This is a genomic window from Collinsella aerofaciens, from assembly GCF_039062365.1.
Classification (GTDB): Bacteria; Actinomycetota; Coriobacteriia; order Coriobacteriales; family Coriobacteriaceae; genus Collinsella.
In genome coordinates this window covers 23491-43196 of record NZ_JBCJBI010000005.1, presented here as the reverse complement: position 1 = coordinate 43196, position 19706 = coordinate 23491, and the positions used below count along the sequence as shown (strand labels likewise).

General features: G+C 56.6%; 19 protein-coding genes. 13 read left to right on the top strand and 6 right to left on the bottom strand.

Annotated features, from left to right (window positions below):
- Positions 1-130: 130 nt before the first annotated feature.
- The 5 genes from hypF to ABCN01_RS03955 form a co-directional block, all read right to left on the bottom strand.
- Positions 131-2809, bottom strand: coding sequence for a carbamoyltransferase HypF (hypF, locus tag ABCN01_RS03975; RefSeq protein WP_342996680.1), 2679 nt, complete (start codon positions 2807-2809; stop codon positions 131-133).
- Positions 2810-2917: 108 nt separating this feature from the next.
- On the bottom strand, positions 2918-3424 hold the full coding sequence (gene nikR / locus ABCN01_RS03970) for a nickel-responsive transcriptional regulator NikR (protein WP_342996679.1): 507 nt from the start codon (positions 3422-3424) through the stop codon (positions 2918-2920).
- 1 nt (position 3425) lies between these two features.
- Positions 3426-3674, bottom strand: a complete 249-nt coding sequence (locus ABCN01_RS03965; protein ID WP_006235225.1) for a hypothetical protein — start codon at positions 3672-3674, stop codon at positions 3426-3428.
- A gap of 86 nt (positions 3675-3760) precedes the next feature.
- Positions 3761-5035, bottom strand: coding sequence for an ATP-binding protein (locus ABCN01_RS03960; RefSeq protein WP_342996678.1), 1275 nt, complete (start codon positions 5033-5035; stop codon positions 3761-3763).
- A gap of 138 nt (positions 5036-5173) precedes the next feature.
- On the bottom strand, positions 5174-5515 hold the full coding sequence (locus ABCN01_RS03955) for a helix-turn-helix domain-containing protein (RefSeq protein ID WP_342996677.1): 342 nt from the start codon (positions 5513-5515) through the stop codon (positions 5174-5176).
- 147 nt (positions 5516-5662) lie between these two features.
- Between ABCN01_RS03955 and ABCN01_RS03950 the strand changes: the two genes are divergently transcribed.
- From ABCN01_RS03950 to ABCN01_RS03920, 8 genes are read left to right on the top strand one after another with little or no spacing between them, the layout of a single operon-like run.
- Positions 5663-7222: an Hsp70 family protein gene (locus tag ABCN01_RS03950; protein ID WP_342996676.1), complete on the top strand. Its 1560-nt coding sequence runs from the start codon at positions 5663-5665 to the stop codon at positions 7220-7222.
- Between the two features lie 8 nt (positions 7223-7230).
- A complete protein-coding gene (locus ABCN01_RS03945) occupies positions 7231-8343 on the top strand; it encodes a J domain-containing protein (protein ID WP_342996675.1) in 1113 nt (370 codons plus the stop codon).
- Positions 8343-8789 (top strand): nucleotide exchange factor GrpE, encoded by a 447-nt coding sequence (grpE, locus tag ABCN01_RS09530; protein ID WP_425458737.1) that lies wholly within the window; start codon positions 8343-8345, stop codon positions 8787-8789. Before ABCN01_RS03945 ends, grpE begins: the two co-directional genes overlap by 1 nt.
- Complete coding sequence (locus ABCN01_RS03940; RefSeq protein ID WP_342996674.1) at positions 8789-11494, top strand: FtsK/SpoIIIE domain-containing protein; 2706 nt, start codon at positions 8789-8791, stop codon at positions 11492-11494. The genes grpE and ABCN01_RS03940 overlap by 1 nt, the downstream gene beginning before the upstream one ends.
- Positions 11481-12068, top strand: a complete 588-nt coding sequence (locus ABCN01_RS03935) for a hypothetical protein (protein ID WP_195192674.1) — start codon at positions 11481-11483, stop codon at positions 12066-12068. The genes ABCN01_RS03940 and ABCN01_RS03935 overlap by 14 nt, the downstream gene beginning before the upstream one ends.
- A gap of 18 nt (positions 12069-12086) precedes the next feature.
- Positions 12087-12350, top strand: a complete 264-nt coding sequence (locus ABCN01_RS03930; protein ID WP_271758247.1) for a hypothetical protein — start codon at positions 12087-12089, stop codon at positions 12348-12350.
- Between the two features lie 10 nt (positions 12351-12360).
- A complete protein-coding gene (locus ABCN01_RS03925; RefSeq protein ID WP_343014201.1) occupies positions 12361-13167 on the top strand; it encodes an N-acetylmuramoyl-L-alanine amidase in 807 nt (268 codons plus the stop codon).
- A gap of 22 nt (positions 13168-13189) precedes the next feature.
- On the top strand, positions 13190-14221 hold the full coding sequence (locus tag ABCN01_RS03920) for a YARHG domain-containing protein (protein WP_343014199.1): 1032 nt from the start codon (positions 13190-13192) through the stop codon (positions 14219-14221).
- Positions 14222-14398: 177 nt separating this feature from the next.
- On the opposite strand, the gene trxA is transcribed toward ABCN01_RS03920, so the two are convergent.
- Positions 14399-14719: a thioredoxin gene (gene trxA / locus ABCN01_RS03915; RefSeq protein WP_342996671.1), complete on the bottom strand. Its 321-nt coding sequence runs from the start codon at positions 14717-14719 to the stop codon at positions 14399-14401.
- A 136-nt stretch (positions 14720-14855) separates the two neighbouring features.
- Between trxA and ABCN01_RS03910 the strand changes: the two genes are divergently transcribed.
- From ABCN01_RS03910 to ABCN01_RS03890, 5 genes are all read left to right on the top strand, one after another.
- Complete coding sequence (locus ABCN01_RS03910; protein ID WP_343014198.1) at positions 14856-15431, top strand: hypothetical protein; 576 nt, start codon at positions 14856-14858, stop codon at positions 15429-15431.
- A gap of 242 nt (positions 15432-15673) precedes the next feature.
- Entirely contained in the window at positions 15674-16699 is a 1026-nt protein-coding gene (gene nadA, locus ABCN01_RS03905; protein ID WP_342996967.1) for a quinolinate synthase NadA, read from the top strand.
- 28 nt (positions 16700-16727) lie between these two features.
- Positions 16728-18131 (top strand): L-aspartate oxidase, encoded by a 1404-nt coding sequence (locus ABCN01_RS03900; RefSeq protein WP_425458739.1) that lies wholly within the window; start codon positions 16728-16730, stop codon positions 18129-18131.
- Positions 18132-18134: 3 nt separating this feature from the next.
- Positions 18135-18995 carry a carboxylating nicotinate-nucleotide diphosphorylase gene (gene nadC, locus ABCN01_RS03895; RefSeq protein WP_342996965.1) on the top strand — a complete coding sequence of 287 codons (861 nt, stop codon included), beginning with the start codon at positions 18135-18137 and terminating at the stop codon, positions 18993-18995.
- Positions 18995-19540 carry a transcription repressor NadR gene (locus ABCN01_RS03890; protein WP_342996964.1) on the top strand — a complete coding sequence of 182 codons (546 nt, stop codon included), beginning with the start codon at positions 18995-18997 and terminating at the stop codon, positions 19538-19540. Before nadC ends, ABCN01_RS03890 begins: the two co-directional genes overlap by 1 nt.
- Positions 19541-19706: the final 166 nt, after the last annotated feature.

The window sequence follows — 19706 nt, the reverse complement described above, 5'->3', positions numbered from 1 at the left end:
TGTTCCCCTTTTATACGCTTTGCGCTGGATAGGCGCTTAATAATCTATCGTTTGATGGTAGCGCTCGAAGGGGGTCGCGGGCAAACGCGTTACGCCTGTGAGACGGCGGCGCGCAAGCAAGCAGGACTGCTTAACACAGTGCTGCCTGTGCAAGGCGGGCGCGCGCGATCGCCGCCTGACCGTAGGCGATGCAGCCGTCGTTGACGGGCACGGAGTGGGGAACCAAGACAGTGAGACCCATGCTTTTGAGCTCGCGGGTGAGGAGCTGGAGCAAAAGTCGGTTCATGAACACACCGCCCGAGAGCGCGACGGTGTCGAGGCCTTCGCGCGCACAGATTTCGCGTGCGATTCGTGCCGAAGAGCGCGCGATGGCGATATGGAACCCGAGCGCGAGCCGGTCAGCGGATTCTTCGGTCTCGATTCTGCTCAAAAGTGCCTCAAAAAGTGGCTTGGGGTCCAGAACGAAAGGGCTGTCCGAGGCAGCCTGGACAGTTAGTTCAGATTCGTATTTTTTAGAGCGGCTTTGGGTGGAAAAAGTCGTCTGTGAGGATTCCAAATGGGTCGATTTGGGGCCTATGCCGGGCACGCTTGCCGCAAATAAGGTGTCTGGAGAGCCTTTTTTGGCCAAATTTGAGGCAAAAATGCCAGATGAGGGGTTAGTAGTTAATACGTATCTGAACAAACTGTCCAGCGCCGTTGAGACGGATGCGGATACGCCCACCTGATTGCAAGCGAAACGGCTGATTTCGCCGTCAAGCGCGCGCCAGGCGGCGGCTTCGAGCTCGATGGCGGGTTCGCCCTCGTAGGTTGCAGTGCTGCAGATGCCCAAAATTGCCGCCGCGGCGTCAAACAGGCGGCCCATGCTGCTCGTGCGCGGGCTGTTGATGCTCCGCTCGATCATCGTTGCCGTCACGCTACGCGTTTGCTCGTCTAGGCCGCCCAAGAGCTGCTCGGCTCCCGGATGTTCAAGCAGGCTGAGTTCGCTGAGCAGGGCGAAGGCGTTGCGGCGGGCGTCACGCACGGAGGCCGCCCCGCCGGGGAGCGCCCAGGTGCGCAAATGTGCGGCGCGCTCAAAGCTGCCAAGGCTGGCAACAAGAAACTCGCCGCCCCAAATGGTCCCATCGGTACCGGCGCCGGTGCCGTCAAAGGCGATGCCAAGGACGCGCGCGTCGGTTGTAAGCTGGCCCACGGCGATAGCCTCTGCCATTACGCTCGCGATGTGCGCATGATGATGCTGGATTTCGATAAGCGGCAGATTGTGCTCCCGTGCCCGCTCACGCGCCCACTGGCTCGATAGATAGCTGGGATGTACATCGCAGGCTAAGGCGGCGGGCGCCAAGTCAAAGAGATCTTCCAAGCGCGTGCGCGCGGCGTTCCAGGCATCGAAGGTCCCGCCGTTTTCGACATCGCCGATATGCTGCGACACAAAACAGGCCACATGGCCGTCGGCGTCCTCGCGCGTGAGCGCGATCGTGGCTTTTTGCTGTGGGCCGCAGGCGAGCACGCAGGGCGCGACGGCGTCGAGCGCCGGCAGCGACAACGGTTGCGGCGCATATCCGCGTGCGCGACGCACAGGCATGACGGTGCCGTCGACCACACGTACCACGGAGTCGTCGTAGCGCGAGAGGATTGCGCGGTCGTTGCCAAGTAGCGCGTCGGCGATGCCGGCGGCAACGAGGTGTTCCCAGGCAAGGTCGTCGTCGGTCTCGATGGGCTCTTCGCTCAGGTTTCCGCTGGTCATGACGAGCGCGTGCATACCGCGGGCTTCTGCCGCGGCAAGCAACAGATGCTGAAGCGGGGTGTAGGGGAGCATAACACCGAGTTCGGGAAGGTCGTGCGCGACGGACGGCGCGAGTGTAAGGGCGTCGGGGGAATCTCCCTCGCCAACGGCACGCCGGTGCAACAGCACGATGGGGCGAATGCTGCCGGCCAGCAAGCTGTGCTCGGCATCATCGACATGGCACAGGCGTTCAGCGTCGGCAAGGTCGCGTACCATAACGGCAAGCGGTTTGTTGCTGCGGCGTTTGCGGCGGCGAAGCTCGGCTACCGCCTGCTCGTTGGAGGCGTCGCATGCCAAGTGAAATCCGCCCAGACCCTTGATAGCGACGATACCGCCGTTGGCCAGCAGCTCGACACAGCGGTCAATAATGGCATCGCTGGTTTCGCGCGTGCTGCCGACGGCTGGCGTCGCCCCCGAGCCTTCGAGCTCCATGTCGTCCTCCGCCTCGCGCCAGGTAATATGTGGCCCGCAGTCAAAGCAGGCATCGGGCTGCGCGTGAAAACGCCGGTCGAGTGGGTCGGCATACTCCGCGGCGCACTTGGGGCACATGGGAAAACAATCCATCGACGTGGCCGTTCGGTCATAAGGCAGCGATCGGATGATGGTAAAGCGCGGCCCGCAGTTGGTGCAGTTGATAAAGGGGTAGTGGTAGCGTCGGTCGGCAGGATCGAACAGCTCGCGCAGACAATCGTCACAGGTGGCGATATCGGGCGAGATGAGCGTGGTGTGCTCGGTCTGATCTTGCGACGCTACGATGCGGAAGCCTTGCTCGTCGGCGGCGTCCCAGCTGGCGGGCGTGAGATCGGCGACATCGACATGCTCCACGCGAGCCGCCGCGGGCGCATGCTCAGACAACGCAGCGGCAAAGCCATCGATGGCTTTGGCGGGGGCGTGCGCCTCGATATGCACGCCATCGCCCGCGTTGAGCACCCAGCCGCAAATGCCGTGTGCCATAGCCTCGCGATACACGAACGGTCGCATGCCAACGCCCTGCACGATGCCCGTCACATGAATATGCACATGCCGCATGCGACTCTCCCTCATCTAAACCGACCAAAAAGGGACAGGTTTATTTTGGTAGGTAAAACTTCTAAACCTGCCAAAACAAACCTGTCCCTTTTTGGCGGGTGCATGCTGTTAGAGCCCCAGGCTCTGCTCGGTGGCGGCGCAGGTGAGCTCGCCGTGTTTAACACCGCGCAGGCCCAGCAGGCGGTCGGCTAGTTCGTAGACGCGCTCGCCGCGACCCTTAAGCGCCAGAATCTCCAAGCAGTTGTGGTGATCCAGATGCACGTGCATAGTCGATACGATCTCGTCGGTGTAGTCGTGCTGCACCTCGTCCAGGCGGCGTGTCAGGTCGCCGGTGTGATGGTCGTAAATCATGGTGAGCGACCCGATGACCTGCTCGTCGGGCGTTCGCATCTGCTCCTTGGCAATGGAGGCGCGAATCAGGTCGCGCACGGCCTCGGAACGGTTGGCCACGTCGCCGCGGCGCGCGATTTGCGCGTCAAAGCGACGCAGCAGGTCATCGGGCGCGGTAACCGAAAACCGCACGAGTTCGGAGCCGCCGCAACGGTAGCTAGGCTCACCCGCGATGCCAGACTCGTGGCAGTGGTCGTTGCTGTCGGCATGTTCGTGCTCGGCCACGTTACACCAGCTTCACGGAACCGACGGAATTGTGGTCGGCCTCGATGGCTTCCTCGTAGCCCTCGAGCGCGTCATGCGCCTCGTGCAGTGCGGCCATGGCAGCTTCGAGTTTGGCGCCAATGCGCTCCATATCAAAGTTCTCGGTCGCATGCAGCAGTTGATGGCTCCACTCGTGGGCGAGCTCGATCGTGTCATCGACCTGTTTGACGCTCATGGCAAGCTGGCTCATGTTCATTCCGACGTCATGCATGGAAAGTCTCCTTTTGTACGGGTCTAATCAGTGGTTCAGATTCTACTACGGAGGGCTCCCGCGCCCGCCGCTGTATGCCAGTTGTCCTACGGTGCCAGTGAAGCAAGTGGCACGACTACGACACCGTCTTCCCGTCGGTAGGCAGTTGCGGTTCCAGTGAGAACGAGCAAGAAGGACGCTTCGCCTTGGTGGGTCGCATCGATTTTAGATGCGAGTTTCTTGAGATTGGCGGCAGCGGTGTCTATAGGCTTTGAGCCAAGCTTGACCTCAACCAGAGCGTACCTGCCGTCATCTAGCACGAGTACGGCATCGGCTTCAAGGTCGGTCTTGTCCCGATAGTGGTAAACCTTGCCGCCAAGCAGATCCATATAGGTGCGCAGGTCACGGATGCACATCGATTCAAACAGAAGCCCAAATGTTTCAAAATCCTCCAGGAGCTTTTGAGGCGTTGCCCCCAGGGCTGCGACCGCAAGCGATGGATCGCAGAAATGGCGCGTCGGACTCGTCCGTACGGCGGTTTTTGAGCGGAGCCGCGGGGCCCATGCCTCGAGATCTTCGAAAACGCAGGAGCGGGTCAAGGCGTCGACATATTCAGAAACGGTATTTCTTGAGGGAGGTTCTCCTTGCATGTCAGCAGCGATTGTGGCGAGCGATGCCTCTGTCGAGATATTGCGAGCGTAGCTTCGAATAATCTGGGCCATCCAAGTCTTATTTCTCCGCAGTCCATCAATCTCGTCGATATCGGAATCAAGCAGTTCCGAGATGTAATCAGGGGCCATGGATAGCGCAATTCCATGGTTTGGCTCGGTAACCGCTTCAGGCCAACCTCCTCGGCAAAGTGAGTAGACGATACGTTCGATATCGAAGTCGACCATATCGGCAACATCGGTGTTTCCACCAAACAGGCTTGCCAGCGAAACTGATCCTGTTGACTCGCGTGATTCAAAAAGTGACATCGGACGCATGTTTATACGTGCTATGCGGCCGACTCCTGAGTGTGCCGGCATTTCGCTTGCCCGAGGCGTTGCGGAGCCGGTGAGGATAAACCTGCCTCGTCCTTTGCCGCGGTCGATCGCGAACCTTACGGCGTCCCAAAGCTGTGGGGCCATTTGCCATTCATCGATGAGGCGTGGCTCATCTCCTTTGAGCAGGAGAGAGGGCTTCGAATCGGCAAGCTGGATGTAGCTCGGACCGTTATCGGGGTCTTGCATGTAGATGCTGCTTGCGGCTGCCTGTTCAGCCGTTGCGGTCTTGCCGCACCATTTTGGCCCTTTGATTTGGACAGCCCCAGAAGATTTTAGTTTTCTGGCGAGCACTTTGTCCGCGACTCGTGGTAAATAACCGTGTTGAATTGAACCCATGTCACCCTCCTTGCTAGCAGGGTATTATACTGTTAATTTGTGCAAGTTGGACGATTTAGATTGTGCAAGTTGGACGATTTAGATTGTGCAAGTTGGACATTATATCTAGTAAACAATCATGATGCCAAAAGAGAAGCCCTAGAGTCTCCAGGCCTTTGTCGTATAACGCATGATGTCAAGAATGTCGGCCTTGATGTTTGGCGGCAGGGCTTTGAAGAGCGATAGATATTCGTCTTCCTGAGCAGTAAAAAACGCAGGGCTTCCGTCTGGATCTTTGGTATAGCCAAGGATATCGTTGGGCGTGCATCCAAAGAGATCGCACAATGCAACAATGCGGTCCTCTCCTAGTTTTGCTCGACCTGTTTCCCATGCACTATATGTCGCCTTGCTAACGCCAAGACTGTCCGCAATTTGAAGCTGAGTAAGCCCTGACTTTTTGCGGATTCTGGCGAGTGCGGTATGTTTATTGGTCACATCCATGTCGCTCCCGTCTGATATCAAGAGCAACTTTGCATTTCGATGCCGGTCAAATGTCTAACTGGATTGTCCTTAGGTGCAATAATTGACATAAAGTCTAATTTGAATAAACTCAAAACCAATATAAATAGACATCGAGGAATGGTGGCTATGGGGAGAGTTGTTGGAATCGATCTTGGGACGACCTATTCGGCTGTCGCTGTGTTGGGAGACGATGGACTTCCCGAAATACTGAAGAATGCGGACGGAGAACCGACTACACCTTCGGTTGTTTTATTCCAATCATTTGACGGAAAAGACGAGCCGCTTGTTGGAACGATGGCCAAGCATTCGGCGGCAAGTGATCCCGATAATGTTGTCCAGTTCGTTAAACGGCAGATGGGAAATCCGGATTGGAGATTCGACTCCGACTCGGGCGTTTCCTACTCTGCAGAAGAGGTTTCCTCCCTTATTATCAAAAAATTATTGCAAGATGCCGAGCAGGCACTTGGAGAAGAAGTATGCGGAGCCGTGATTACGGTTCCCGCATATTTTGATGATGCAAGAAGAACTGCGACAAAGCAGGCAGGTGTAATTGCGGGCACCAAAGTGCTTCGCGTGTTGAATGAACCGACGGCCGCAGCCCTTTCCTTTGGTCTCGATACCGAGAAGAACGGCGTCACGCTTGTCTATGATCTGGGCGGCGGAACGTTCGACGTGACGCTTCTTAAGATAGAGGACGGTTGCTTTACGGTTATAGGAACCGATGGCGATAGAAACTTGGGCGGATTCGATTTCGATAACGCCCTCATGTCGTTTGCAGCGGAAGAGCTTTCGAAGCAGGGGGCGGGTAATGTTCTTGAGGATTATCTGATAAGCGCTGAGCTTCGCGAGAAGTGCGAAATGGTGAAGCGCACTCTCTCGAACGTGGCAAAAGCCAACCTTCACATTTCGAAAGACGGAAAGCCCTATCGCGTAACTATTACGCGCGAAGATTTCGAACGCGTAAGCAAGTCGCTTCTAACTCGAACAAAAGAACTGGTTGAGGATGTGCTCGAAGACACTGGCTATTCATGGTCGCAGATCGACCATGTGGTTCTTGTGGGCGGTTCGACGCGTATGCCGATGGTGCACAAACTGATTGAAGAAATATCGGGAATGAAGCCTGAGCTCGGGGTAAATCCTGATGAGGCTGTTGCCATGGGAGCCGCCGTTCAGGCAGCGATAGAGATGGAGTCTAGTCTTGATGAGGCGGGTTTACCGAAGGATGGTTTGCCTGACATGCCCATCTTCGAGGTCCCGAGCGTTGTCATCACCGATGTGACATCGCAACCTTTGGGGGTTGTGATGCTCGATAAGGATGGCAAGGATTACAACGAGGTCGTGATTCCGAGGAATTCGCCCGTGCCGGGAAGTTACTCACAAGATGCAGCGACGGTCTGTGAAAACCAATCATGCGTCAACGTCCAGGTGACGCAGGGCGATGACCCTGATTTGAACTATGTGGTAATCATCGGATCTAAAGAGATACCGCTTCCCGCTGGCCTGCCCAAGAGTTCTCCCATCCGCATCGTCTATGAATACGACAAAGAACAGACAGTGCATATCCGTCTATATGACGGGGAGAACGGACGACTGTACGGTGAGTTCGAAATCGACCGCGTGGCGAATATGGACGAGCGGCAACTTGATGCTGCCGTTAACAAGATGAAGAACATCGAGATCGGATAGGAAATCAGATGGAAGAATTTGTCGACTACTACGGAATCCTTGAACTGCAAAAGGACGCCTCGATTGAGGATATCGAAGAGGCGATCAAGAAAACCAGAAAGCGCTTCAGGCGCCTCGAGGGCTCGCCCGATGCGGAGCAAAGAACGAACGCTGAGAAAATGATGCAGCGCTTGAACGAAGCGGATGAACTGTTCCACGATGAGGTGCGTCGTGGTAAGTACGATGCGTCGTATGACGCAAACAAGAGGGAAGTCGGGCGAGAGCCCCATGGCGAGAGCCCAATGTCGAGAACCTCGGGAAGAGACTGGGTCGCAGACGCAAAAGCGTATTATGAGGCGGGCCAATATACAAATGCGTTCCATTCAGCTTGCGAAGCTGTTCGAGCTGACGCGTCTGATGGGTCGGCTTGGTTGTGGCGCGCGCGTGCTTCCCAATTGCTTGATAAATATGACGATGTCATTTTCTCAACATCCGAGCTGCTTAAGTTGGATTCGGACGACGTGTATGCTCGAAAGCTACTGGCATTTGCCTACTACATGACCGATGAATATGAGAAAGCTGAATCTCAGCTTCTTGTTGCTCAAAAGATTGACCCGTCGGATTACTTGATTTTGGCGCTGCTTGCCGATGTGAGGTACTACAGAGGTCAGTATGACGTGGCCCTGCAAATGTGCCGCAACCTTTACGAGGCCCATCCGGATTCTGAAATCGTTAGAAATTCGTTGTGCCGTTGCCTCCGACATGATGCGGAAGACAAGATGAGTTCGCAAGGGAGCAAAGTTTGCTTCGCCAATTTGAAGCAGGTTGAATATGTAGAAAAAGTAATAGCGGAACTAGATTCTATGGGGAAAGTAAATAGCGAAACAGCAAAATGGGTTGTGCAAATGCGCGGAATGACCGAGTGGGCACGCAAGAGGCACTTTGTAAATCAGGAAGATATTGGCAAAGCGATAATCGGTTTCATTGTGCTGTTCTTTATACTCGCCGCTGTTGGTGCTGTGTATGTCTTGATTTACGTGGCGATCGTTGTTGTTGTGGTCATGTTTGAAGTGTTTCCCGAAGGATGGCGGATTAACAAGCGAAATCTAGGAGATGCCGCTTGGAAAACAGGGCTTCAATAATGGATGTACGGTGGGACCAGGCACTGGACGGCTTGGACAGCGATCGCCGGGCAATTATTGACTGCGCCGCACAGCTCAAGACGTCCCTCGCGTCTCTCAAATCAGACTCAAACAAAATCAAAGACCTGGCTACTGGCGAAGCTTTTGCAACGTTGTTCACCGAGTTGTTGTTGGCAATTGACAGATTTAGGTCCGAACCTCTATCGGAGGATTTGCGAACCTCGATTGTGGATGAAGTCATCGGGACGTGCGGTCATTACGGGCTTGAGCGGGTTTCGTGTGCAGGGAAGGTCAACTTGCGGGAGCATGAAGTCGTCGGATTGATTAAGACGTGCGACGCATCAAAAGACGGGGAGATTGCCCGGGTGGAACGGGATGGATATAGGCTTGGCGTAAGGCTTCTTCGCCCGGCGCGAGTAGTTGTCTTTCGGTATGAAGAGGGCTGATGGCCAATATGTCGTTGGAAGAGACCTATGCCGAAATGAGGCAAGCAGTCAGCGAGGTCAAGGAATGCCAAGCTCGTCTGCTGGGAGCTTGTGAATCCCAATCTGTCTCCGTTGACATGTGGTTGAAGGTGACGCTGAAGGAAAAGCAGGAGGCGAAAACACGGGCCCTCAACAAAATCAATCACCGTGAAAAACGACGCAGCGCCCTTTCGAAAAAGCGCGTGCAGGATACCGTTGACGAGTTGCTGGCGATCGAGGAAGGCTCGGCCCTCAATGCCGCCGAGTATATCCAGATCGGATCCATGTCGAAAACCTCAAAACGTGACGATTTGTTTACGGTGCCCTTTATCGTTCCGTTGCTTGGTCACGGCAATATCGTGATGTCGGTTTCAGGCGAGGGCTGCATTTCAGACGGGGTAGTGCGCGAGGTAGAGGCCAAGACGCTTTTATCGACTTCAGCGTCGCAAGTTGAAATCATTAGTTTTGACCCGGCACTCAAAAACATCGAGGCTCCTTTTTCGACGATTGGCCGGAACGGGCAAGGCGAGGCAGCGGTCAGGTATTTGCATTCAAGAGGCGAACTCGATGCCTTACTTAACGAGCTGACCGACCGTGTGACGCAAATCAACAACGAGTTGCTGTCAGACGATGAGAGCCTGGCGGTATATCACCAACGGGTCGGAATGCCGGTCGAGAAGTACCAGCTCGTTGTAATCCACGATATGCCGATGGGAATGGCTGCCGAGCAATACGACCGTATCTGCTCGCTGATGAAGGCGGCCCCAAAGGCAGGCACTTCTTTCCTAATGATACAACCTAAGATGGACGACTTGCCCAAATGGTATTGCGAGAAGAAACGTTCCTATCCTGTTTCGGAGCGTCTCGAACTATTCTCGGGCAGTCATGCCCGATGGCTGGGTCACGATGGCTACGATGTTGAGCTCTATGAGCTTGACACGATTGAATCGGCGCAAGCCGCCGAGCGGATGGCCCGATCAGCGGCAGAGCTACGGTTGCCCGAAGTAAAGATCGAGTCGGTGCTTCCCGCGGAGTATTGGATGGAGACGAGCGAGGACGGAGTCACGTTCTCGCTGGGTCTGCGTGGAACCCAGACGGTTGATGTCACGATTGGCTCGAATGAGACTCAAAGACATAATGCACTGATAACCGGCGCGGTCGGACAGGGTAAATCGAATCTGTTGAAAGATATCATCTACGGTTTGTGCGCCAGGTATTCTCCCGACGAGTTGGAACTCTATCTGTTTGATTTCAAAGAGGGCGTTACCCTGTTTCCCATGGCTCCCACGCCGGATTCCCCAGAGTATCTACCGCAGGTAAAGGCATTTGGGCTTGAGGCCGATGAAGACTTTGCCATGGATGTGCTGAATTCCATAGCCGCCGAGGCCAAACGGAGGGCCGCTGCGATCAAGCCTTACGGAGATAATCTGCTCAAGTATCGGCGCAATAGCGGGAATAAGATGCCGCGTATCGTTGTGGTCATTGATGAGTTCCAGCTATTTCTAGAAGGCGCGAGAGGCAAGGAAGCCTGTGAACTTTTGGAACGCATCGTTCGCCTCTATCGTGCATACGGTATTCACGTGATATTGGCGTCACAAAGTATCGGCGGGATAACCAATCTTGCCATTTCCCAGGGCAAGTTCTTTGCACAGTTTCCTATCCGTATCGGACTGAAAAACTCGCCGGCGGAGTCGCGGGCGACTTTCGGACCCTTTAACGAGGCGGCTGCTAGTCTAAGGTTCAGGGGACAGGCGATTCTGAACGAAGATTACGGAAATCCGAGCGCAAATGTGACGGTGCTTACGCCGTTTGCTGAAGATGCCACGTTGGACAGTCTCAGGAACAAGTTCTATGCAATGCCAAAAGAGCACCTTGATGAACCGGTGGTTTTCGACGGAAGCGCTCTGCCGGAGTTGACTGAGGCCCTCCTTGAGCAGAACGACATAGATTCAGGTAACGTGCCGCGCGCGTTGCTTGGCCGGGGTGTTTCTGCTGGGTTGGCACCGAAATATTTCCCGTTTGAAAGAGCTGCGGGAAGCAATATCGCTCTTGTGGGCAGGGGAACGCTGCCAGGGCTCGGTGATCTTCCGAATTCTGTCGATCTTGCGGCGTGCGTTATGGAAACGCTTGTTTTATCGCTTGCGCGCTATGAGCGAGGCGCTGAGTTTGCTGTAGTGGAGGATGGCGCGCGCCATGTTTCTAATTCGACTCTGGAGATATGCGCTCGTACGGGGGTTTCTCCGGAGGTCGTGCCTTCGGACGAAGCGGCTGCATGGATTACCAATTGTCTTCAGAGAAATGATGTCGGGGAAGAATGTGGGCGGGAGCGGTTTGTGTTGGTGCCGAATGCGGACTCACTAGGATCTTTCGACTTTGGTGCTCAGCAGAAGATTCAAAAGGTATTCCGCGAGGCTCCTATGCACGGAATCCACTTTGTCTGTCATTGGCAAAACCCCGTAGCGCTTTCAGCGCAGTTGGGTTCATCGGGACTGTCGTCTTTTGACGGCGTGGCGTGTCTGTTTGGCTCGAATGTCGCAGCGAAGCAGTTGGATGGCCCGCTGTGCCAGTGGAACGGGCAAGAGAACCGGGTCCTTTACAAGGAGGCTTCTTCGGGACGTCCCTCAATGAAGCTCATGCCCTTTGTCGCAACGCGATTATGGAGGAGGGGCGACGATGAGCAGGGATGATTTGTACGAAAGGTATCTGTCCGAAGCAGAACGATTTCTGAAATCGGAGGCGTCGACCGCCCAGCTTGTTAAGCAGGAGTGCGATCGTTGTGATCGGGAGTCGACCTCTGCGAGGAACATGGCGGGCAAAAAGAAAGCGGAGATAGATCGCCTGGCGCATCAAGCACAGGAGGCTTTTTCGCAATTGTCTAAACGACTTGCGGGGAGTCACGCGAAGGACGTCGGCGCTGCGCTTCCGAACATGGTAAGACCGATTGCGTCGAATGAAGACGCTGCCGAGCTTGCCTCTTCGTTATCAGGGCTTATCAAGAAAATCGATTGCTATATCGAGATGATTGAAAAAGATACGTCTGTGAACGAGTTGAGTCAGCGATCTTCAAATGCACTGGATGCTCGACGGGCGGCTCTTGACCGGAAGCGTCTTCTGGTGGAAGAAGAGAAGGCGATGCCGGATCCTCTTCCCGTTAAAGCCGAGGAGTCGAAAGGCGGCTGCCTTTCTCAGGCGGCGGTTCTATGCGCGTGCTGTATTGGGGTAATTTCGCTTATTGCGAATGTGCTATTTGGGTTGTTGTGACAACGGAAAGGAACAGAAATGAGTCAGAACATCGGCCAGCTCGTTGCAGAGCTGAACGCGTTGGTGTCGAAGATGGAGACGCAGCGAGGTGTGTGCGTCACGGTGGCGGACGATCTCGATTCACTGCACGACATGCTTAACGCGGCAATGGAAGGAACAAATTCGACCGCTCAAAATGAGGCGGTTGGGCAGCTTGGAGCGGCAGCGGCAAAGCTGCTCGAGGCGGGTGGCCTTATCAGTACGGCATGCGATGTGGTCAGCACGTATGCAAGCTCGCTCTAGGCGTTTATGGGTGGCGCGGGGGCTCGTCTCCGCGCTTGCCGTTTTCTTGTTCGGCTTGGGAATTGTTCTGGTCGGTCGTATTGGCGTGAGAGAGGTCGTGAAATCCAGCGGAAGCAATTGCGTGCTGGCGGCTTGTGCAGATGGTGTTGGAGATGTGCTTGATATCTGCAATGCGAGAGTTGCTGACACGGTTTCAGGGGTTGTAGAGCAAGGCGAATCTCGCTCTTCGTCCATCGATGGGAGCTCGGAATTTCAGCCAAGCATTCAAGAACGGTACTACGCCGACTTGGCGCATGGGCCTAAGGGTCCTGAGTTTCAGAAGTACATCGTTTTGCACGATACGGAGGGCGATTCTTCCCCTGAAAGTGTCATCGATTGGTGGGAGTCCAACGGCAATAAGGTGGCGGCTCATTTTGTTGTTGGAAAAGATGGGTCGATCGTTCAATGTGTGCCTCTCGATCAAATCGCGCACCATGCCGGTTTTGGCGATGCTGGGAAGAACGAGCAGTATGGAACAATCGATGATTCGAGAGATGACAAGGTCGGAACGTTACCGATAGGGGGAAGCTATCCCGATTACGGCATGAACTCTTATTCCGTTGGGATTGAGATGGTCCATGTTGGAGGATCGGGCGATTACCCCGAAGAGCAGCTTATCGCTGTCGACGGTCTAATTGCGTATATCGATGAGTACTACGGGTTCAAGAGCCAGATTATCGACCACAAGGCGTGGCGGACGGGAAATTCTGATACATCGGCGGAATTCTCATCATATCTGTCGAACTATCAAGAATATCGACGTCATGTTGATGGCTAAAGACAGATTGAAAGGGGAGACAGTGAAGTGTCCCAAATGTAACGCAGAGATAGAAGAGGGGACAGTTTACTGCCCCTTTTGTGCTGCGAAAGTATCTTCTGACGTGGGTCGGTCGACCACAGAAAATGAGCGGATGCCATTCGATGTCAAGGATAATGCGAAGGGGAGGGCAGCGGCGGAGGATTCTGGCAACGAACTAGGTAAAAGAGTAATTGGGTTAATTGGCGGATTCGATTCAAATAAAATCGTGATAATTGGCCTCGTGGCCGCCATTATTGTTGGCGGCTTTTATGTTTGGAATCGATTCGGGGGCGGGCACTCATCACCAGAATTCACTCAAACCTATCAGCATGCGATGTATAAATCGGACGCCGATGAGTTTGAGTTGGAAAACTCAGATGAAAAGGACGAGGCCGACGACGAGGGCGCAACTGAATTAATAGTGGTATCAAATAACTCCGCCGGGTTTCCAGAGATGGTGGTGAATGTCAAGGTGACCGGCTCTTCGACAGAGGCGTTGTCGAAGCCGGAGAATTGGTCCCTGAAAGAAGCGGGTACGAACGGTGAGCAGGCTTCGACTAACCCCCGGAGTGTTGTAGTTGGTTTGGACGGAGTTTGCAAGCTCGCATATCGGTCGACGCTCGGTAGCGATTCGGGTGATAGCCGTACGGTTGTCGTGTCATATATTGATGATCAATCACATAAGGTTATGGATAGCTTTTCCTATTACTGTGATGCGAAGAGTTCGACGGTAGACGGTTACTTACTTTCTGAAAGCGACTCACGGCGTTATACCGAGGCGGAGATTAAAGAAATGGGTATGAGCACATGGGAGCTTTGCTTGGCAAGAAATGAAATATATGCACGCCATGGTCGCAAGTTCAAGAATGAGAAGATTCAAGAGTATTTCGACAATAAGGATTGGTATGAAGGCATATACTCGCCTGAGGAATTTGATGCGATGACATCACCGCTTAATGATATCGAGAGGGCAAATGCCGAAACGATCCAGTCTTACGAACGTGCTATCGGATCTGAGTTTTTAAATCCATAACAAAACTTGTGGCAAAGACTAGGCAAATGAAGAAAACGGGTGCGAGTCCGTCTGACCCGCACCCGTTCACTGGGGGCTGTTTGTGACTACCATACTATCCGTGGTCGCGGGCACAACACCCGGCTCTCCGGCGAGCGGCGCAAAACCGCTCATGGACGGCAGCACGTGACCGGTGTATTACAGGTGCTTCTCCAGCAGCGCCTGAAGCCTTGCCTTAGGCAATGCGCCAACGGAGCGGTCAATTTCCTCGCCGTTCTTAAAGACGATCAGCGTGGGAATGCTCATGACGCCAAACTTCATGGCCAGATCCTGGTTGTCGTCGACGTTGCATTTGGCGACGGCGATTCTGCCGGAAAGTTCGTCGGCGAGTTCGTCTACGATGGGCGAAAGCGATCGGCAGGGTCCACACCAAGGAGCCCAAAAATCAACCAGCACGGGAAGCGGGCCGTTAACAGTGGAGCCGAAGTTCTCGGGGGTAATCTGCTTGATGTCAGCCATGGTGACCTCCATAATGCGACGCGGCTCAGCCGCGTAAAACTCAGTACGACCGTGCTTATACCCAACGGCCCGCAAAGCAACCACTTGCAGTCGGCTCTTTTATATAATGGTGGGCACGCAAACGATTGGAGAGTGCATGCCTACGTCACAAAGCCAAAAAAAAGAAGCTATCGCTCAGGCGACCGAGCAGGAGCTCGCATCGCTCGCGGGCCGCGGCGTGCGTATCGCAGGCAACGCGTGCTCGCCGATCGTGCTGGTAAAAGGTGATTTAGACGATGCCGAGCGTGCGGGCGGCGAGCTGGCTGCCGGTCCAGACGGTGCCGCGTTGCGCAAGGCGCTCGGCGCCATCGGCTACGCGCCCGAGGATTTTTGCGTGCTGGCAAGTGTTGCCGGCGCGGGCGATGGGGCGGTTGCGACAGGCGAGGGCCTGCCATGCGAGCTGTTCCGCGAAGCGCTCGAGGCCTTGGATCCCGAGGCGGTGCTGTTGCTGGACAACAGCGCGGCCGACGTCATGCGCGAGACCTATGCCGATATGCTCGTGGCAATCGATGACTTCGATACCGCCATGCTCAAACCCGGTCTGGTCGCCCATGTGCAGGGACGTCGCGTGCTCGCGCTCGACGGTTTTGAGGCGGCGCTCACCGACAAAGCCGCCAAACAGCGCATGTGGGCATACATCAAGCAGCTGACCCCGGCGGCCGCTCCACTGTAGCGGATTGGCGCCGGCGAGCGATTGCCTGGTGGGCATGCCGTCGACCATGCGCGGCGGCCGTCCAAAGATGCCTCCTGCGCTATCGAGAGCTCGATTATCCTTAACTTGTCAGTTCGAAAATGGGCCTGCCGCATGATTGAATCTTTATTCCAACCTTACACCTAGGTTTACAGCTGTCTTGTCAGCTGTAAACCTAGGTGTCATACTAAAGCCCCAAGATTCGCCAAAAGAGAGGGGCCTTGATGGCACAGAGCGCGAACATGGATGCGTCGGAGCTTGCACGCGATATCGCGGCCGGCCTAGCATCGGCAACGACGGCAACGGAGCGCGCGGCACTGGTGCCCGCAGAGCTCGTCGAGGCCATTCAGCAACTAAAAACCCAACGTGACGCGGTGATCCTGGCGCACTACTATGTGGCGCCCGAGGTCCAAGCCGTTGCCGATTACGTCGGCGACAGCTTCTACCTGGCAAAGCTCGCCAAGAGCCTGCCGCAGCAGACCATCGTGCTGTGCGGCGTGGAGTTTATGGGCGAGAGCGCCAAGCTGCTCAACCCCACTAAGACCGTGCTGCTGCCCGAGCCGGGCGCGGACTGCCCCATGGCTCACATGGTCAAGCGCGAGACGGTCGACGCTGCCCGCGCCGAGTACGGTGACGACCTTGCCGTGGTCTGCTACGTCAACTCCACGGTCGAGATCAAGAGCTGGAGCGACGTGTGCGTCACCAGCTCCAACGCCGTCAAGATCGTGTCCGAGCTGCCGCAGCAGCACATCCTGTTCATTCCCGACCAAAACCTGGGCCGCTTCGTAGCCGAGCAGGTGCCGCAAAAGCACGTCATCCTCAACAACGGCTACTGCCCGCGCCACCACATCATCACCGTCGAGCAGATTGTCGACGCGCAGGAGGCGCATCCCGATGCGCTCGTGCTGGCGCACCCCGAGTGCAAGGCCGACGTCCTGGCCGAGGCCGACTACATCGGCTCCACTGCCGGCATCATCAAGTATGCCGAGGAGTCCGACGCGAGCGAGTTCATCATCGTGACGGTCCGTGGCGTGCTCTACGAGCTCGAGCGCCGCTGCCAGGGCACCGGCAAGAAGTTCTACTTCCCAGCGGTGCAACCCACCTGCATCAACATGGATCTCATCACGCTCGAAAAGCTCGTGCGCTGCCTGGAGACGGGCGAGGGCGAGGTGCAGATCGGCGTCTCGGACGAGGCGGCAGACCAGGCTAAGCTCACGCTCGACCGTATGCTCGAGTACGCAGCGCGCTAGAACAATGTGGCATGAGGGACGGTCCCTTATGTCACATTCAAGGGAGAGGATTCCTGTGGAAACCAAGCAATACCCCGATATGGAATGCGACGTCGTCATTGCCGGCTGCGGCGTAGCGGGCCTGTATGCGGCTCTCAACCTGCCGACGAGCACGCGCGTGATCATGCTCTCCAAGGGCGCTGTCGACGAGTGCGATTCGATGCTCGCGCAGGGCGGCATCTGCGTGCTGCCCGAAGGCTCGGACTACGATGCCTTCTTTGAGGACACCATGCATGCCGGCCATTACGAGAACCGCCGCGAGAGCGTCGACATCATGATCCGCTCGAGCCGCTCGGTCATCAACGACTTACTGGCCATGGGCGTGGACTTTGAGCGCAAGGCCGACGGCAGCCTCGACTTTACCCGCGAGGGCGCGCACAGCCGCCCGCGCATCGCCTTCCATGCCGATATCACCGGTAAGGAGATTACGACCAAGCTGCTTCAGGCCGTTCGCAAGCTGGACAACGTGCAGATTCTCGAACACGTTGCCATGACCGATATCCTGACCGCCGGGCGCGATGGCGCCACGGTGTGCACCGGCGTCGTCGCCGTTGCCGTGGACGAGGACGATTCAGCTCGCCCCGCCGACGAGCTTGCAAATGCCGCTGAGGGCGTGCATGTCGGTAAGTCGTTTAAGATCCATGCCCGCCATACGCTGTGGGCAACGGGCGGCATCGGCGGCGTATACGACCACTCGACCAACTACCCGCAGCTCACGGGCGACGCCTGCTATATCGCTCAGGAGCATGGCATTCAGATGGAGCACCTGGACTACGTGCAGATTCACCCCACGGGCCTGTTCTCGCCGCAGCCAGGTCGTACGTTCCTGATCAGCGAGAGCTGCCGCGGTGAGGGCGCGATTCTGCTCAATGCCGCCGGCGAGCGTTTTACCGACGAGCTGCAGCCGCGCGACGTTGTCGCCGCCGCTATTCGCGAGCAGATGAAGCAGGACGGCGCCGAGCACGAGTGGCTGAGCTTTGCCCCCGTCGAGCGCGATGTGGTGACCGGGCATTTTGCCAACATTCGCGCGCGCTGCTTGGAGGACGGCCGCGACATCTTGGACGAGCCCATCCCCGTTACGCCCACGCAGCACTACTTTATGGGCGGCGTGTGGGTCGACAAGGACGGCCGCACCTCGATGCCCGAGCTCTACGCCGCCGGCGAGACGGCCTGCAATGGCGTGCACGGCAAGAACCGCCTGGCTTCCAACAGCCTGCTCGAGTCCCTGGTTTGGGGCCGCCGCGCCGCGTGGTACATGCGCACCGGCGAGTCGCTCGCCGTGGAGCAGGCCGGTGAGCCCGCGCTCGATGGCCGTCACCGCGCCCTGAGCGCCGAGGCCCTTGCAATCGATGATTTGGCCCGTGCCGCCGGCACGCAGGCAGTGGAGGAGTAGACCATGAATCCCGTTACCATGAAGCTCGTCGTCGATGATCTGATTTTGCAGGCATTGCGCGAGGACATTACGTTTGAGGACGTGAGCACGGCGAGCGTGTGCCCCACGGCACGCCCTGCTACCGTTGAGCTTATCGCCAAGGCCGACGGCATCATCGCCGGCTTGGATGTGTTCGCCCGCACCTTTGAGCTGCTGGATCCGCAGAGCTCCGTGTTGTTCGATGTCTCGGATGGCGACGAGGTACACGCCGGCGACCACGTGGGTCAGGTGCGCGGCGATGCACGTGTGCTGCTTTCGGGTGAGCGCGTGGCGCTCAACTACCTGCAGCGCATGAGCGGTATTGCTACCTATACGCACCAGATGGCCGCGGTGCTCGAGGGCACCAAGACCGTGCTCGTCGACACGCGCAAGACCACGCCGGGCATGCGCGTGTTTGAGAAGGCAGCGGTTGAGATCGGCGGCGGCAACAACCACCGCTACAACCTGTCGACGGCCGTCATGCTCAAGGACAACCACATCGATGCTGCCGGTGGCGTGACGCGCGCGATCGAGATGGCGCGCGCCCATGCATCGTTTACCACGACGGTCGAGATCGAGTGCGAGAACCTGGACATGGTGCGCGAGGCCGTGGAGGCCGGCGCCGATATCATCATGCTCGACAACATGACCCACGACGACATGGCTGCTGCGATTGAGCTTATCGCCGGTCGCGCCAAGACCGAGTGCTCGGGCAACGTGGACGCAAACAACATTCGCGCCCTGGCTGACCTTGGTGTCGACTACATTAGCTCGGGCGCCCTGACGCACTCCGCGCCGATTCTCGACCTCTCGCTTAAGCACCTGCGCCTGCTGGACGGTAAATAATGAACGCCCACGAGCGTCGCCGTGCCATCATGGCCGTGCTCGAGGGAGCCAAGGGGGCCGTATCGGGCAGCGCGCTTGCCCGTGAGGTGGGTGTGAGCCGCCAGGTCGTGGTGCAGGACATCGCCCTGCTGCGTGCCGATGGGCACGATATCGTGGCAACCAACCGCGGCTACGTGCTGCAGGAAGCCGCGAGTAGCCCCGCCGTGCCCACGCGTCTCGTTAAGGTGCGCCACAGTGTGGAGCAGGCGGGCGACGAGCTTACGAGCATCGTCGACGCGGGTGGCGCCGTGCTCAACGTGATCGTCAACCATCGTGTGTACGGCAAGATTACGGCCGATTTGGACATCCGCAATCGTCGCGATGTCGAGCGCTACCTGGAGGGCATCGCCAGCGGCAAGAGCTTTCCGCTGCTGACGGTGACCAGTGGCTACCACTTCCATCGCATCGCCGCGGAGGACGAGCAGACCCTCGACGAGATCGAGGCCATGCTCAAGGAAAAAGGCTACTTGGCGGACCTAATGCCCTACGAGGATGATTTGTCCTAGCCCGACACCGTCTTTATAAGTTGCGGTGAAATAGTTCCTGAAATGGGCATCGAAGCCATGAAACAGGAACTATTCCACCGCAACTGCCCACATATGCAAAAGGAGGCCTCCGCGGCGATGCGGAGGCCTCCTTTTTTGTGCACGGTGTACTTATGAGTGTGCAAGT

What these genes read in the sequence shown, in the direction of transcription:
- hypF (WP_342996680.1), bottom strand. Translation starts at nt 2,809, where the DNA reads ATGCGGCATGTGCATATTCATGTGACGGGCATCGTGCAGGGCGTTGGC.
- ABCN01_RS03965 (WP_006235225.1), bottom strand. Translation starts at nt 3,674, where the DNA reads ATGCATGACGTCGGAATGAACATGAGCCAGCTTGCCATGAGCGTCAAA.
- ABCN01_RS03960 (WP_342996678.1), bottom strand. Translation starts at nt 5,035, where the DNA reads ATGGGTTCAATTCAACACGGTTATTTACCACGAGTCGCGGACAAAGTG.
- ABCN01_RS03955 (WP_342996677.1), bottom strand. Translation starts at nt 5,515, where the DNA reads ATGGATGTGACCAATAAACATACCGCACTCGCCAGAATCCGCAAAAAG.
- ABCN01_RS03950 (WP_342996676.1), top strand. Translation starts at nt 5,663, where the DNA reads ATGGGGAGAGTTGTTGGAATCGATCTTGGGACGACCTATTCGGCTGTC.
- ABCN01_RS03945 (WP_342996675.1), top strand. Translation starts at nt 7,231, where the DNA reads ATGGAAGAATTTGTCGACTACTACGGAATCCTTGAACTGCAAAAGGAC.
- grpE (WP_425458737.1), top strand. Translation starts at nt 8,343, where the DNA reads ATGGATGTACGGTGGGACCAGGCACTGGACGGCTTGGACAGCGATCGC.
- ABCN01_RS03940 (WP_342996674.1), top strand. Translation starts at nt 8,789, where the DNA reads ATGGCCAATATGTCGTTGGAAGAGACCTATGCCGAAATGAGGCAAGCA.
- ABCN01_RS03935 (WP_195192674.1), top strand. Translation starts at nt 11,481, where the DNA reads ATGAGCAGGGATGATTTGTACGAAAGGTATCTGTCCGAAGCAGAACGA.
- ABCN01_RS03930 (WP_271758247.1), top strand. Translation starts at nt 12,087, where the DNA reads ATGAGTCAGAACATCGGCCAGCTCGTTGCAGAGCTGAACGCGTTGGTG.
- trxA (WP_342996671.1), bottom strand. Translation starts at nt 14,719, where the DNA reads ATGGCTGACATCAAGCAGATTACCCCCGAGAACTTCGGCTCCACTGTT.
- ABCN01_RS03910 (WP_343014198.1), top strand. Translation starts at nt 14,856, where the DNA reads ATGCCTACGTCACAAAGCCAAAAAAAAGAAGCTATCGCTCAGGCGACC.
- nadA (WP_342996967.1), top strand. Translation starts at nt 15,674, where the DNA reads ATGGCACAGAGCGCGAACATGGATGCGTCGGAGCTTGCACGCGATATC.
- ABCN01_RS03900 (WP_425458739.1), top strand. Translation starts at nt 16,728, where the DNA reads ATGTCACATTCAAGGGAGAGGATTCCTGTGGAAACCAAGCAATACCCC.
- nadC (WP_342996965.1), top strand. Translation starts at nt 18,135, where the DNA reads ATGAATCCCGTTACCATGAAGCTCGTCGTCGATGATCTGATTTTGCAG.
- ABCN01_RS03890 (WP_342996964.1), top strand. Translation starts at nt 18,995, where the DNA reads ATGAACGCCCACGAGCGTCGCCGTGCCATCATGGCCGTGCTCGAGGGA.